The following is a 14,164-nucleotide window of genomic DNA, read 5'->3' as shown; positions in this document are numbered from 1 at the left end:
TAAATAAGTAAAACTAAAGAAACCCGACTTAATATTTCCGCACACCAACACTGGGGCGGAAATATTAAGTGCGTTGTTACATTATCAGAACACGTACTTCATGCTGACTGCCGCGACGTTGTCCGTCATAATATTGGCGTTTTTGGTGAAAGTGCTGTCATCAAGCAGGTTGATTTTGTAGTCAAGATACGCCTGCATATTTTTGTTGAAGTTATAGGTAAATCCTAAATCAACAAACTTCACCAGATCCTGGCTGTCGTAGGTGTTGCCCTGACGGTCAGTGCCTAAATCTTTACCACGCGTCTGGTTGTAAGCAATGAACGGCACCAGGCCGGATTCAAAAGCGTAACCGGCATACAGTTCAACCGCCTCGGAGGTATTAGCAAACCCGTACGCGGTAGCGCTCGGCGAACCGAATTTTGCTGCGTTATACGCCTGGGTATACATCGCCGCCAGATAAAGCTTGCTGTTATCGTATTTGATCGCAGCAGTGTAGCCTTCCGCATTACTACCGTCACCCATGATGCCTGGAGCACCATTTTGTTCATCCGTACGGTTGGAATTAAAGAAGGCGCCAGCGATACTGATCCCGGCATCAAACTCGTAATTCAGGGAGGCACCAAAACCGTCGCCATTCTGGGTTAATACATTACGGGTTCCCGCTTCAGCCGCGCCGCTGTCGTTTTTCCCCTGGTACTGTAAGGCGAATTTCAGGCCATCGACCAGACCAAAGAAATCGGTATTACGATAGGTGGCAATGCCGTTCCCCCGCTTGAACATAAACTGGTCAGAACCATAAGTTGAGGCATCGAATTCCGGCTGCATATCAGTATATGCCGCAGCATCGTACAGAATGCCCGTATTACGACCGTAATCAATAGAGTTATATTGCGCAAAGCGAAGACCGGCAAACGCGTAACGCGTAAAAGCGGTGTTGGTATTCTCAGCCTGATTACCCTGAACCTGATATTCCCAGCGACCAAAGCCGACCAGATCATCGGAGACCTGCGTCTGGCCTTTGAAGCCAAAGCGCATAAATGTCTTGTCGCCGTTAGAACCTTTATCATCAGAAAAATAATGCAGCCCGTTAATAAAGCCGTATAAATCTAATTTGTTGCCATCTTTATTATATATTTCCGCTGCATGAGAGGCGGCAGAGAACAGAAGCACCGGAATTAAAAGTGTAAGAGCACGGGTTTTCATTTAAATATCCTTTACCTAAAGTTCATATTAATGATTATTAAAGACGCACACTGCCAGACATATTTCAGCGGTATAAGGCATGCAAAATGACAGGCACAAGGCGATGACCTTACGCACCAGGCATTTATTCTTATACCAGCCGGAATATGGTTTTCTTACTACAACGACCTGTTACATTACGAGGTAATCTGTTGAGTCTGCACCGGTTGGGCAGGCTCCGTTATTGGGCGTTGATCCTCTTCGACGGGAATATCTTCAAATCCCAGCATCAGCGTTAAGATGAAAGAGAGCACGATGGAAAGCGCCATCACCCCCACCACCCAGACAATGGACATCGGGTTCGCAGGATCGAAGAACTGCACGCTGGTGAAGAGCCCTGGCGCCGCCATTGAATGGCTGGCAAGCCCGGCAATACCGGCGACTGCGCCACAGATGAAGCCGCTGATCAGGCTTGCGATAAGCGGGCGCTTCAGGCGTAACGCCNCCCCCCCGCCAGCGACGAGCCGCCAAGCGACAGGTTTGCGCCAATTTCCGACGGCATCACCATGCCTTCTTTACCCGTTTCAGCGATGGTCTGAATAATGGTCGGTGTAAAGACGCGGTGCATCCCTGTCATGACCAGCAGCGGCCAGAGTGCGCCCATAATGGCGACGGCCAGCCAGCCCAGATAATTGTGGATGGTATAAACCAGTGCGGAAATAGAACTACCAATCCAGATACCAATTGGCCCAATTAACAGGATGGCCAGCGGAGCCGCAATCAGCACAATCAGCATCGGCTTAAGAAAGTTTTTGGTCACTGCAGGGGTAATATTGTCTACCCAGCGCTCAATGTATGACAGGCACCATGTCATCACCAGCGCCGGAATGACGGTATAGGTATATTTCACGGCGGTGAGCGGAATAAAAGCGAATGCCATATGCTCGCCCTGAGCGGCTTTTGCCATCAGGTCGATAAATGCCGGGTGAACCAGAACACCTGCGATGGCAATCGCCAAAGACATATTGGTTTTAAATTTCAGCGCAGCGGAAGCCGCCACCATCAATGGCAGGAAGAAAAACGCGCCGTCGCCGATAACAGTCAGGATAATTAACGTCGGTGCGTTTTTCGGTAATACGCCGCTCATTTCCAGCACCATGGCCAACAGCTTAACCATCGAGCCACCGATAATGGCCGGAATAAGCGGCGACATGGTGCCAATCAACGCGTCCAGAATACCGGAGCCAATACGTCTGAACGTTATTTTTCTTTGTGCCGTTTCCGGCGCAGCGTCTGCCATTTCCGGTAACAGTTTCACCACTTCGGCATAGGCCTGCGAAACGGTATTACCGATAATCACCTGATACTGGTTCTCATTTTTTACCACGCCCATGACGGCGCTGATGGCTTTCAGTGCAGTGGTATCCACTACGTTTTCATCGCGAACCACAAAACGCAAACGCGTCATACAGTGGGTAATCGCCGCAATGTTGTCGCGGCCTCCGAGGGCACCGAGGATCTTATGTGCTGCTTCGGTGTAATTTTTTGCCATTCGTTATTGCTCTCTGGATATGGCGTGCGTGTTTTTTTGGATGTAGCTGTTTCCACTACCTTTTTTAAAGGCAATGTCAGGGTAAACGCACGTTCATGTCGTCGCTAAAAACTGATCCCGCTCCAGTTGTGACAAAAATAATGTCGCTATCACACATAAGAAACGATGATAGGTAACCGGTTCCACACGAAACTCTCAGTAATTTATATTCACGTCAATAAAATTATTTTTTAGCAAAAAGATTTGTGATCGGCGTAACTATAAATGAAGCGATTTAGCTTAGGTCGAGCGATATGATGTGAGGGAAAAGGGAGAATTCTGGGCTTTCAAATGAAAGCAAAAGCCCCTGACGGAAGCCGTCTGGAGAGCGAGTCAACCCTAAACCTGGGTCAGAAAATACAGAAAGCGGTTCAGCGCGGCGGAGGGCGTTTCGTTATTCCGCCAGAAAACACCCACGCTCCCCTTCTGTTCTATTTTCGGCAGGTTAAGGATCACCAGTTGTCCCTGGCTGGCATAACGCTGCGCCAGCCGTAAAGAGAGAATAGAGATCATATCGCTGCTTTGCAGCAGGTTGGTGCTGACGTTCATCGACGCTGATTCGATGGTGTTTTCTGGCAACATGACGCCATTATCGACCAGCGCGTTATCAATGCTGATGCGGATTGGCGTGCCGGTCGGCCAGACAATCCAGCGCCAGTCGGCAAGATCATTCCATGAAAGCGTGGCATGGCCAGCCAGGGGATGGTGAGGACGGGCAACAAAGCAGACGGGTTCCGTGTACAGCACCTGATAGTTCAGCGGCAGTTGCAGCGCCCGTCCACCGACGCGGCCAACCACGACATCGACCGATCCGGCCAGCAGATCGTGCAACAGCGGGGTCATCACTTTTTCTTCGATGTTCAGATGCAGCATCGGCATCTCGTTGAGTAGGTTGAGGATCGCCTGAGAAACGCAGTCGGTCGCCACCGGCGAACAGCCAATTTTCAGACTCCCCACCAGCCCACCCGCCTTAAAGCGCGCCATTTCATACTGCGAGCGTTCCATATCGTTGATTAACCGCTGAGCATGTTGCAGCAATAATTTGCCCCCTTCTGAGGGGCGAAGGCCTTTGCTGTGCCGTTCGAAAAGTGTGATTCCTATCTCATCTTCGAGCTGTGACAACCATTTCGACAGGGCGGGCTGGGTGATATTCATCATTCTGGCGACGTGGGTCAGATTGCCCTGTTCCCCCAGCGCGACCAGCATTTGCAGGTGATGGAGTTTCAGTTTCTGCGTCCAGTTCGCCATTTGCTATAACCTCCAGGTTATGTCTCTGCATGAAATGCCATTGTACATTTTATCGCCCAATCCACAAACTCGTAACATACCAAAAACAAAAGTACCTCTTACCTTACCTGCACCGAGGCATTCATTATGACTCAACGACGTGAACTACAAGCTCTGATCGATGCCGCGCCCGTCGGCAAGGTTCAGTGGCGAGTGATCATCTGCTGCTTTCTGGTGGTCATGCTTGATGGCTTTGATACGGCGGCAATTGGCTTCATCGCACCCGATATCCGCACCCACTGGCAATTAACCGCAGGCGATCTGGCTCCGCTGTTCGGCGCGGGATTATTAGGACTGACCGCCGGCGCGCTGCTTTGCGGGCCACTCTCCGACCGTTTCGGTCGCAAACGCGTGATTGAGCTTTGCGTCGCGCTGTTTGGCGCGCTGAGTCTGCTGTCCGCGTTTTCACCTGACTTACAAACGCTGGTGATTCTGCGCTTTCTGACCGGGCTCGGGCTGGGCGGCGCGATGCCGAACACCATCACCATGACCTCGGAATACCTGCCTGCCCGTCGTCGTGGCGCGCTGGTCACGCTGATGTTCTGCGGTTTTACCCTCGGTTCGGCGATGGGCGGGATTGTCAGCGCCCAACTGGTGCCCGTGATGGGCTGGCATGGGATCCTGGTGCTCGGCGGCGTGTTACCCCTGATGCTGTTTTTTGTGCTGCTGGTAGCGTTGCCGGAATCGCCGCGCTGGCAGGTGCGCCGCCAGTTACCGCAAGTGACCATCGCCCGTACCGTCAGCGCCATGACTGGCGAGCGTTACGACAATACGCATTTCTATCTTACTGAAGCGGCCGCTATCGCCAAAGGCAGTATTCGCCAGCTTTTCGTCGGTCGTCAGTTGTCCATTACCCTGATGTTATGGGTCGTATTCTTCATGAGTCTGCTGATTATTTACCTGCTCTCAAGCTGGATGCCGACACTGCTCAACCATCGCGGGATCGACCTGCAGCAGGCCTCCTGGGTTACCGCAGCCTTTCAGGTTGGCGGGACGCTGGGCGCGCTGGCACTGGGCGTACTGATGGACAAACACAATCCGTTCCGCGTGCTGGCCGTGAGCTATGCGCTGGGCGCGGTGTGCATCGTCATGATTGGCCTGAGTGAAAACGGCCTGTGGCTGATGGCGCTGGCGATTTTCGGTACCGGGGTGGGTATCAGCGGATCGCAGGTTGGCCTGAATGCTCTGACGGCCACGCTCTATCCCACGCAAAGCCGCGCAACGGGCGTCAGCTGGTCTAACGCCATCGGTCGCTGCGGGGCGATTGTCGGCTCGCTTTCCGGCGGCGTGATGATGGCGATGAATTTCTCTTTCGGCACTCTGTTTTTCATTATCGCTGTTCCGGCGGCCATCTGCGCGGTGATGTTAACCCTGCTAACGGTCGTTGTCCGCCCGTCAGCCTCTGTCCCTGATGCCTTGCCTCGCGCAGGCGTCGTGAACGAATAAGGAGAATCCCTATGTCTGAATATAATCAGGATGTTAAAAACAACCGCCAGCAATTTTACCAGCGCATTTCGAGGCAGAACCTCACCCCGCTGTGGGAATCGCTGCATCACCTGGTGCCGCAGACGCCGAACGCTAACTGTGCCCCGGCGTACTGGAACTATCAGGAAATTCGTCCGCATTTGATGGAAAGCGGCAACCTGATTGGCGCAAAAGAGGCCGTGCGTCGCGTGCTGGTACTGGAAAACCCCCTGCTGCGCGGACAATCCTCCATTACCCCAACGCTCTATGCGGGACTGCAGTTGATCATGCCGGGCGAAGTCGCGCCAAGCCATCGACATAACCAGTCGGCATTGCGCTTTATCGTCGAAGGGAAAGGGGCGTTTACTGCCGTTAATGGCGAACGCACACAAATGCACGAAGGGGATTTTATCCTGACGCCGCAGTGGCAATGGCACGATCATGGTAACCCGGGCGATGAGCCGGTGATCTGGCTGGACGGTCTGGATCTGCCGCTGGTGAATATTCTCGGCTGCGGCTTTGCGGAGGATTATCCGGAAGATCAGCAGCCGGTCTCGCGCAAAGAAGGCGACTACCTGCCGCGCTATGCCGCCAACATGCTGCCGCTGCGCCACCAGAAAGGGAATTCATCACCCATTTTTAACTATCGCTACGATCGTAGCCGCGAAGCGCTGCATGACCTGACGCGCCTCGGCGATGCCGACGAGTGGGATGGCTACAAGATGCGCTACGTTAACCCGGTGACGGGTGGCTACCCGATGCCGTCGATGGGCACCTTCCTGCAACTGCTGCCAAAAGGATTTACCTCACGCATGGCGCGCACCACCGACAGCACCATCTATCACGTGGTGGAAGGCAGCGGCCAGGTGACCGTCGGCAACGAGACCTTCACCTTTACCGCAAAAGATATTTTCGTGGTACCGACGTGGCACGGCGTGTCGTTCAGGGCCATGGATGACACCGTGTTATTCAGTTTTTCGGACAGACCGGTACAGGAAGCCCTCGGGTTGTTCCGTGAAGCACGTTATTAATTAGGGAGAGAGCAATGACTAAGTACGTTTTTGAACCACACGCCCCTGTCACCGTACCGGTTGTCGGCAGTGATGAACAGTTTCCCGTCCATCGCGTTTACTGCGTCGGGCGCAACTACGCCGCGCATGCCCGCGAAATGGGCTTCGATCCGGATCNNGAAACCCCGCCGATGCGGTGGTGCCGGTCGCGGCAGGTGAAACGCTCGAACTGCCCTATCCGGCACAAACCGACAATTACCATTATGAAATTGAGCTGGTGGTCGCCATCGGCAAAAAAGGCAGCGATATTCCCTTAGAAAACGCCCACGACTATGTCTGGGGATACGCCACCGGGCTGGATATGACCCGCCGCGACCGTCAGATGGAGATGCGCCAGATGGGACGTCCGTGGGAGATCGGGAAAGCGTTCGATCTCTCTGCGCCGATTGCGCCACTGCATAAAGTCAGCGAAGCCGTGGATGTCAGCAACGCGCCTGTCTGGTTGCAGGTAAATGGCGTTGACCAGCAGCGCAGCGACATCCGTCATCTGATCTGGTCGGTTAACGAAACCATCAGCTACCTTTCCCGGTTCTTTGAGCTGCAGCCGGGGGATCTGATCTTCACCGGCACGCCGGAAGGCGTGGGTGCGGTGGTGAAAGGGGATGTGATCACCGGCAACGTGGACGGGTTAACCCCCATCGCCGTGAAAATTGTCTGAGGTGATACATGAAGCTGTACAGTTTTTTTAATAGCTCAGCGTCATACCGCGTACGCATCGCGCTGGCGTTAAAGGGCATCGACTACCAGACCGTGGGGGTCAACATTCGCATCGGTCAGCAAAATGCGCTGGCCTACCGGCGAATGAACCCAATTGGGCTGGTGCCGACGCTGGTAACCGATGACGGCGACGCGCTCGGCCAGTCGCTGGCGATTATCGACTGGCTGGACCGGCATTTTCCGCAGTCGCGCCTGCTGCCAGCCAGCGATCCGGCGCGTAGCAGAGTGCTGGAAATCGTTTACGCCATTGCCTGCGATATTCACCCAGTGAATAACATGCGGGTACTGCGCTATCTGAGCGAAGAATTAAACGTCAGTGAAGAAGAGAAAAAACGCTGGTACGCCCACTGGATCCAGCAGGGACTAAGCGCTGTCGAACAGCTGTTGCGGCAGAGTCAGTCACAGTCTTATTGCGTCGGGAATACCCCAACGCTTGCCGACTGTTGTCTGATCCCTCAATGGGCGAACGCGCAACGCATGGAATGTGACCTGAGTGCCTTTCCACGTTGTAAAGCGGTGTATGACGCCTGCATGCAGCTTCCGGCATTTATCGCCGCGGCACCCGAAAATCAACAAGACAAACTCTCAGCCTGAGAAGGAGAACGACAATGGCTAACGTGACGAATGCAATTATCGTCGGCGGCGGAATCGGCGGGGCAGCGACCGCGCTTTCGCTGGCGCGTCAGGGCATCAAAGTGATGCTGCTGGAAAAAGCACATGAGATCGGTGAGATTGGCGCGGGCATCCAGCTTGGTCCTAACGCCTTCTCGGCGCTGGACAGCCTTGGCGTCGGCGAAGTGGCGCGCCAGCGGGCGGTATTTACCGATCATATCACCATGATGGATGCGGTGAACGCCGAAGAAGTAGTGCGTATTGAAACCGGGCAGGCTTTTCGCGACCATTTTGGCGGGCCGTATGCGGTCATTCACCGGGTGGATATTCACGCCTCCGTCTGGGAAACGGTGCTGACGCATCCCAATGTCGAATACCGGACATCCATCAACGTCGTGGATATTCGTCAGACGGCGAATGACGTGACGGTGTTTGATGATAAAGGTAACAGCTGGACGGCGGATATTCTGGTCGGCTGCGATGGTGTGAAATCCGTGGTGCGCCAGAGTCTGCTCGGCGATGCTCCGCGCGTCACTGGTCATGTGGTTTACCGCGCGGTCATCGACTGTGAAAATATGCCGGAAGATCTCCGCATCAACGCGCCGGTGTTATGGGCCGGGCCGCACTGCCATCTTGTGCACTACCCGCTGCGCGGCGGTAAGCAGTACAACCTGGTGGTGACCTTCCACAGCCGCCAGCAGGAAGAGTGGGGTGTTAAGGATGGCAGTAAAGAAGAGGTGCTCTCGTATTTCGAGGGGATCCATCCGCGTCCGCGTCAGATGCTGGACAAGCCGACCTCATGGCGTCGGTGGTCAACCGCTGACCGCGAACCGGTCGAAAAGTGGGGCACCGATCGCATTACACTGGTGGGCGACGCCGCGCACCCGGTGGCGCAGTATATGGCGCAGGGTGCCTGCATGGCGCTGGAAGATGCGGTAACGCTGGGCAAAGCGCTGGAGAAATGCGACGGCGATGCGGCGAAAGCCTTTGCGCTGTATGAATCCGTGCGCATTCCACGCACCGCGCGTATTGTCTGGTCCACCCGGGAAATGGGGCGCGTTTATCACGCTGCAGGTGTTGAGCGCCAGGTCAGGAACCTGCTGTGGAAAGGCAAGTCGCAGGCAGAGTTTTATCGCGGTATGGAATGGCTGTACGGCTGGAAAGAAGATAACTGTCTGCTGCCCCGCTGACGGAGCGAGTTTACAGGCCGGACGGGCGTTAACGCGTCTTGTCTGGCCTGTGATCAGCAAGCCTTTGATACGTTGTGAGACTCTGCCAACGAAGGAGATCGTTATACGTAAAGCCCGTTTTACTGAGCAACCGATCACCGCCGTGATTAAGTCGGTTGAAGCCGGACGAACCGTTAAAGATGTCTGCCAGGAGGCCGGTATCGTTGAATAATAGGAAGTCCAGATATGGTGGCATGGAAGCTTCTGATACTAAAAAGATCAAGGAGCTTGAGAACGAGAACCGACGTATCAAACAGACGGTAGAGATGCACGCGGTAAATCTGGAATTTATCAAGCCGGGTCTATTTACATCACCATTTCCAAAACACAACACCGCCTTAAAATCGGCTATGTCGGCATCTCCCACACCAACCGTAAAATCAAAGTTCCCACCGGTTATTCGTGCAGCCCCAGCCTGCACCTTAAGGGCGACGGGTCAAAGGAGGCGGGATTGGAGACCGGGCGCGGCGTAACGGTGAAGATTTCGGAGGGGTATATTGTACTGATGGTGGATAATAGCGAGGTGCAGGAGCTGCGCGAACAGCTTTAACAGACTAAACGGGTGGTTCAAGGGATTAAGGACACGCTGGTTTAGTGGATTAAACTAAGGTTAAATAATAAAAAACCGGGAATAATTACATACGTTCCCGGCGAATATTAATAGTTGAAAAACTTATTTATCTATGTTCTTATTTATCTCATCCTTGCTGTAATTATAATTTTTCTTATGCGGATGAAAATCAACATTTTTAAGTGTCGAAGAATTAAGCAAATAACTTAAATCACCATCTTTTAAGTTCCAAAATTTAATATTTTCAATACTTTTCATTCCCGGGATAAAAGAGAGCGAATCAACATCTGATAAAAAAAGATTACATATAGATTCATTATCCTTTAGAAAAGAAAAGTCAGTTAATTTTCTACACTTCTCAACATATAGATAAGATAAAGTCTTTATTTTATTTATTGTTGATATATCAACAATATTAGGAGAGTACGTGATTCTTAATGATTTTAAGTTACTGAGAAATTCTATCCCCGATAGGTTTTCTATACTAGTGCTACTTATTCTAAGTGTATTCAAATTCCTAATCGAAGATATAAACTCACAGTTAGAATTTTTTATCGAAACTAGTAAGAGGTTTGTTAATGTATTGATATTTAACGCATCTATTTCAGCATCAGCTTTTGTTATATAAAGAGTTTCCAACGCTCGGAATTTAGAAAAATCAATACTTCCTTTTAAATACTGCATTGTTATTTTTTTTATGTTTGCCATCCCATATAATGGTGACATGTCAATTTTTTTCAGATTGATATCATCAGCAATATAAAGCGAATAAATACTATCATTTCCAGCCAATGGAGATAAATCAAGTTTGTTATTAGTTTTCTCTATTGGACTAACTATTTTTATGTTGTGTAAATTCTTTTTTACGGCATACAAAATCCCCTTGGAAAGAATATCGAACGGTATTTCAAGATCGCCTGTATTCTCGTTATAACAAATTGAACTCATGATACTTTCCTTAGCAACCTTTGGATGCTTTATATTTTTTATCTAGTTTGTTAGCTAATCGATCAACTTTTCTTTGTGTCTTCACATCAGCAGCATCATATAATTTCTTACCAGGTGAGCTTATACGTTCACTATTAGCAAAATCAGGGGAATATCTGGCATTATATTTTTCTATCAAACGATGCTCTACCATAAAACCTAATTTATCATCGCCAAAATCCATATGCGCAAATTGCGTTGCATTAGTCTTTCCATCTATACGATAGTTCATCGAATTATACATTCTGGATTCAGGCCCTTTACCAATATAAGATGTAGTGCCATCAGTGAAAATATATGTTCCTGTCAATCCCCAAGGATCGATCCAGCTTAACGGATTCGGCGCATACTGATAAAGATTCAGTCCCCCCGCCAGCCCTATCGGGTCCTGGGTCGTGAACCGCCCGCATTCCGGATCATAATACCGGTAAGTATTGTAGTGCAGCCCGGTTTCCCTGTCACAGTATTGTCCCGGGTAACGCAGCGGCTGATGCACTTCCCGGTATGCGCTTTCCCGGAGATCGCGCACATTCTGCCGGCTCACGTTCCCCCACGCGCTGTATTTCCCTGACCAGCACAGTTCCCCGTGCTCATCGGTCATATCCAGTGGCATACCGTTCACATCTGTATGGATACTTACAGCCCCTCTGGAACACACGACCTTCAAAGTGACTGGCTGGCAGAGGCGGGATTTGAGACCGGGCGCGGCGTGACGATGAGGATCCCGAGAACTGCCTGACCATCATCGCTGATAGCGACGAGACACACGATCTGAGGAAGAAGCTTTATTAGGTTAAACAGGTGGTTAAGAGCGTGAAGGACGTACTGGTTTAGTGAACCTAACGGGGATTAAATAATAGAACAGCTGGAAACAATAGTATATTTCCAGCTTAAAAATCACAAAGGAGATAACTTTTCCTCACTTTCTATTAAATCAGATATATTACCTGAAAAAAATTCTACTTTAGAAATTATATTATTCAATATTTTTACCTCGTGAGAAAAAACATTGTGCTCATCATATGATTTATTCACGCTGTAAGAAAGAACATCTACATTTTCCAACACCATATCTAAGGACTGCTGCAATAAATCATTTTCCTTCGTTATATAATAATCAAACAAATAATATATTGACAATAAAGCATTCTGAACGTAAGTACACTCTATTTCAGAATAATCATCTGCATCAGGTATTGCTGCATAAATTTCATTTATATCAATAGATACTGATCCCTTTGCCACTATTGCATCAACACCATTCCTTATATATCTGCAAAAAACATCATGCAAATTAGTACTGTATATATTATCAAAAAAAATAAACAGTTCACTTTGCCGGTTAACATATATTAAGCCAAGAGTAAACTTCTTATCCTGAGGCAAAGCAATTAGTCTTTCTAAAAAATCTTTCCCATATTCATTTAATATACTAGACACTAACAACCTCCTGTACTCATACGGTTTCTACTTTTCTTTCCAGACATTGGAGTATCTGTTGTCACTCCTTTATTCTTCATTATATTTTCACAATCAATCCAAACAGGTCTGGATGCATCTATATGCTCAACATCAGGTATATTATTCATTATGGTTTCTTCAGCATGACCAACACCATTCACAACATTAACACCATTTTTTTCTGCCCAAACACGCTGAGATCTTGGAACGGTATCATTGTTTGATGCTATGTAGTAATTCCCATTCGAATCGACACCAATTGCTGTTGTTTTTCTTGATTGAGATCCTGCATCTAATTGGCCATGGGCATCATTGACCATATCTTGCGTTTTACTTAAGCCCAGCGGATCGATCCATGTGAGAGGATTCGGCGCATACTGGTAAAGGTTTAATCCCCCCGCCAGCCCTATCGGGTCCTGGGTCGTGAACCGCCCGCATTCCGGATCATAATACCGGTAAGTATTGTAGTGCAGCCCGGTTTCCCTGTCACAGTATTGCCCCGGGTAACGCAGCGGCTGATGCACTTCACGATATGCACTTTCCCGGAGATCGCGCACATTCTGCCGGCTCACGTTCCCCCACGCGCTGTATTTCCCTGACCAGCACAGCTCTCCATGCTCATCCGTCATATCCAGTGGCGTTCCGTTCACATCCGTGTGGAACCAGTGGAGCGTTTCCTCAGCTGTGTCTTTATGTCGTGTCAGCCGTGCCAGTGGTGTCCAGGCTGAGTCCGAATGATGCTCGCAAAATGGACGGTGGCAGCAATGAATGATTGCATCCTCTTTCGTCTGGAGGAGCATAAATAACGAGAATAATGCAGTTGTTTAACGATGAATATTATCAAGGATAAAACCATGAAAAAATATTGCACTTTAATTATTTTCATGCACATTTGGGCATATTTTTCTTTGGTAACTCATCTTTTTTTTAAATGCACACTTGCAAAGTTGAGCTGGCCCCTCAAGGTGAAATAATTATTTTATTATCTATGACAACCGATAGCGACATTGACAAACCCATGATATTGCAATCACCATCAATCCAATATAAACGTCTTAATGTAGTCATTTTAGAGTTTAATCAATGCTTCTTAATTTCATGCACCAAGAGTCAATGCATAAAGCGCCCCCCTAACGAAAAAATATTTTTAAAACTTTCCTGCATTACCTCCCAATCTCTTTCATTAATTTTTATTAATACCTCAGAACTATTATTCCAATGAAAAAAAACTTCTGAACCAGGCAAGAAATACAATCTTAATATAGAGTCAGAAATTGAGTACCGTAAATTGGTCGTTTTCTTTCCATAGATTTGATCCTGTGCCTCTATGTATATAACATCAGGTTCTTCATAGGCATCACGAGAAACCGAGATATATCGAGGAGGAGTCAAATCGACCCATAAGGTTACAATGTAAAGACCATCATCCTCAATGTCTTTATCAACCTGAACTTTCAAAGTTGTCATATCAAACTTCATGGTCAGCACCCTCCTCCATTATTCCGGAAACCCTTACCACCATCTCGAACTTTTTTAAAATCATTTCCTTCAAATCTATATGTGTTTCCGGTAATTTTCTCATGGATAGTAAGTTCATCAAGGCCTAAATGTTGAGCCATATTCTTTAGACTTCGTTTGCAGAAGGCGCAAATCTCTTTGCCATCAACAGTTAAAGTAGCACTACCACCACGCAATCCATCATCATACGCTTGTAGCATCGCATCAATTTCAGCATGCATATCATAACGACTATTGTTTGGATCAGACATTCCTGAAAGTGTAGGGCCATCAACTCGCGGAATGCGTTCGGTTGGGTTTACTCCTGTAAACATTCGCCCCGCCATTTCAAAAATAGCATCAACAGTTGCCAACCCCAGCGGATCAATCCACCCAATCGGATTCGGCGCATACTGATAAAGATTCAGTCCCCCCGCCAGCCCTATCGGGTCCTGGGTCGTGAACCGCCCGCATTCCGGATCATAATACCGGTAAG

At 49.3% G+C, this 14,164-nt stretch carries 13 protein-coding genes and 3 pseudogenes; 7 read left to right on the top strand and 9 right to left on the bottom strand.

Translation table 11 applies throughout. The features are described 5' to 3' along the window. Positions 1-84: 84 nt before the first annotated feature. The 3 genes and pseudogenes from ompC to GM30_RS05665 all read right to left on the bottom strand — a co-directional run bounded on the left by ompC (position 85) and on the right by GM30_RS05665 (position 4,021). Positions 85-1,203: a porin OmpC gene (gene ompC / locus GM30_RS05675; protein WP_049847833.1), complete on the bottom strand. Its 1,119-nt coding sequence runs from the start codon at positions 1,201-1,203 to the stop codon at positions 85-87. A 176-nt stretch (positions 1,204-1,379) separates the two neighbouring features. Next, positions 1,380-2,734 (bottom strand): annotated as a pseudogene (locus tag GM30_RS05670) (PTS cellobiose/arbutin/salicin transporter subunit IIBC). Positions 2,735-3,112: 378 nt separating this feature from the next. Beyond that, positions 3,113-4,021, bottom strand: coding sequence for a LysR substrate-binding domain-containing protein (locus GM30_RS05665; RefSeq protein ID WP_049847832.1), 909 nt, complete (start codon positions 4,019-4,021; stop codon positions 3,113-3,115). Positions 4,022-4,147: 126 nt separating this feature from the next. On the opposite strand from GM30_RS05665, the gene mhbT reads away from it, so the two are divergent. From mhbT to GM30_RS05630, 7 genes and pseudogenes are all read left to right on the top strand, one after another. Beyond that, positions 4,148-5,506, top strand: a complete 1,359-nt coding sequence (gene mhbT / locus GM30_RS05660; RefSeq protein WP_049847831.1) for a 3-hydroxybenzoate transporter MhbT — start codon at positions 4,148-4,150, stop codon at positions 5,504-5,506. 11 nt (positions 5,507-5,517) lie between these two features. Then, positions 5,518-6,555, top strand: a complete 1,038-nt coding sequence (gene gtdA / locus GM30_RS05655; RefSeq protein WP_049847830.1) for a gentisate 1,2-dioxygenase — start codon at positions 5,518-5,520, stop codon at positions 6,553-6,555. A 14-nt stretch (positions 6,556-6,569) separates the two neighbouring features. Beyond that, positions 6,570-7,252, top strand: a pseudogene (locus GM30_RS05650) (fumarylacetoacetate hydrolase family protein). Between the two features lie 8 nt (positions 7,253-7,260). Beyond that, complete coding sequence (maiA, locus tag GM30_RS05645) at positions 7,261-7,905, top strand: maleylacetoacetate isomerase (protein WP_049847829.1); 645 nt, start codon at positions 7,261-7,263, stop codon at positions 7,903-7,905. 14 nt (positions 7,906-7,919) lie between these two features. Continuing rightward, positions 7,920-9,113, top strand: coding sequence for a 3-hydroxybenzoate 6-monooxygenase (locus GM30_RS05640; protein ID WP_049847828.1), 1,194 nt, complete (start codon positions 7,920-7,922; stop codon positions 9,111-9,113). Positions 9,114-9,216: 103 nt separating this feature from the next. Next, positions 9,217-9,409: pseudogene (locus GM30_RS23845) on the top strand (transposase); the annotation flags it as partial. Positions 9,410-9,438: 29 nt separating this feature from the next. After that, positions 9,439-9,702: a SymE family type I addiction module toxin gene (locus tag GM30_RS05630; protein WP_072094042.1), complete on the top strand. Its 264-nt coding sequence runs from the start codon at positions 9,439-9,441 to the stop codon at positions 9,700-9,702. A gap of 123 nt (positions 9,703-9,825) precedes the next feature. Here the strand turns inward: GM30_RS05630 and GM30_RS05625 are convergent, their stop codons facing one another. The 6 genes from GM30_RS05625 to GM30_RS27050 all read right to left on the bottom strand — a co-directional run. Next, complete coding sequence (locus tag GM30_RS05625) at positions 9,826-10,671, bottom strand: hypothetical protein (RefSeq protein ID WP_049847825.1); 846 nt, start codon at positions 10,669-10,671, stop codon at positions 9,826-9,828. 10 nt (positions 10,672-10,681) lie between these two features. Further along, positions 10,682-11,332, bottom strand: coding sequence for an RHS repeat-associated core domain-containing protein (locus GM30_RS05620; RefSeq protein ID WP_420802251.1), 651 nt, complete (start codon positions 11,330-11,332; stop codon positions 10,682-10,684). 275 nt (positions 11,333-11,607) lie between these two features. Continuing rightward, a complete protein-coding gene (locus GM30_RS05615) occupies positions 11,608-12,150 on the bottom strand; it encodes a hypothetical protein (protein WP_049847823.1) in 543 nt (180 codons plus the stop codon). Further along, the gene (locus GM30_RS27675) at positions 12,150-12,941 is read right to left on the bottom strand and encodes an RHS repeat-associated core domain-containing protein (RefSeq protein ID WP_338011767.1); all 792 of its coding nucleotides are present in this window, start codon (positions 12,939-12,941) and stop codon (positions 12,150-12,152) included. The genes GM30_RS05615 and GM30_RS27675 overlap by 1 nt, the downstream gene beginning before the upstream one ends. A 340-nt stretch (positions 12,942-13,281) precedes the next feature. Then, positions 13,282-13,650, bottom strand: a complete 369-nt coding sequence (locus tag GM30_RS05610; protein WP_049847822.1) for a hypothetical protein — start codon at positions 13,648-13,650, stop codon at positions 13,282-13,284. Positions 13,651-13,652: 2 nt separating this feature from the next. Further along, on the bottom strand, positions 13,653-14,164 hold a 512-nt coding region (locus tag GM30_RS27050; protein ID WP_238582607.1), incomplete at its 5' end, for an RHS repeat-associated core domain-containing protein.

Source organism: Trabulsiella odontotermitis (genome assembly GCF_001188485.1).
Taxonomy (GTDB): Bacteria; Pseudomonadota; Gammaproteobacteria; order Enterobacterales; family Enterobacteriaceae; genus Trabulsiella; species Trabulsiella odontotermitis_A.
This window is presented reverse-complemented; position numbering and strand designations above follow the sequence as displayed.

Excerpts from the sequence above, each read along its gene's own strand:
- ompC (WP_049847833.1), bottom strand. The coding sequence starts at position 1,203 with ATGAAAACCCGTGCTCTTACACTTTTAATTCCGGTGCTTCTGTTCTCT.
- GM30_RS05665 (WP_049847832.1), bottom strand. The coding sequence starts at position 4,021 with ATGGCGAACTGGACGCAGAAACTGAAACTCCATCACCTGCAAATGCTG.
- mhbT (WP_049847831.1), top strand. The coding sequence starts at position 4,148 with ATGACTCAACGACGTGAACTACAAGCTCTGATCGATGCCGCGCCCGTC.
- gtdA (WP_049847830.1), top strand. The coding sequence starts at position 5,518 with ATGTCTGAATATAATCAGGATGTTAAAAACAACCGCCAGCAATTTTAC.
- maiA (WP_049847829.1), top strand. The coding sequence starts at position 7,261 with ATGAAGCTGTACAGTTTTTTTAATAGCTCAGCGTCATACCGCGTACGC.
- GM30_RS05640 (WP_049847828.1), top strand. The coding sequence starts at position 7,920 with ATGGCTAACGTGACGAATGCAATTATCGTCGGCGGCGGAATCGGCGGG.
- GM30_RS05625 (WP_049847825.1), bottom strand. The coding sequence starts at position 10,671 with ATGAGTTCAATTTGTTATAACGAGAATACAGGCGATCTTGAAATACCG.
- GM30_RS05610 (WP_049847822.1), bottom strand. The coding sequence starts at position 13,650 with ATGAAGTTTGATATGACAACTTTGAAAGTTCAGGTTGATAAAGACATT.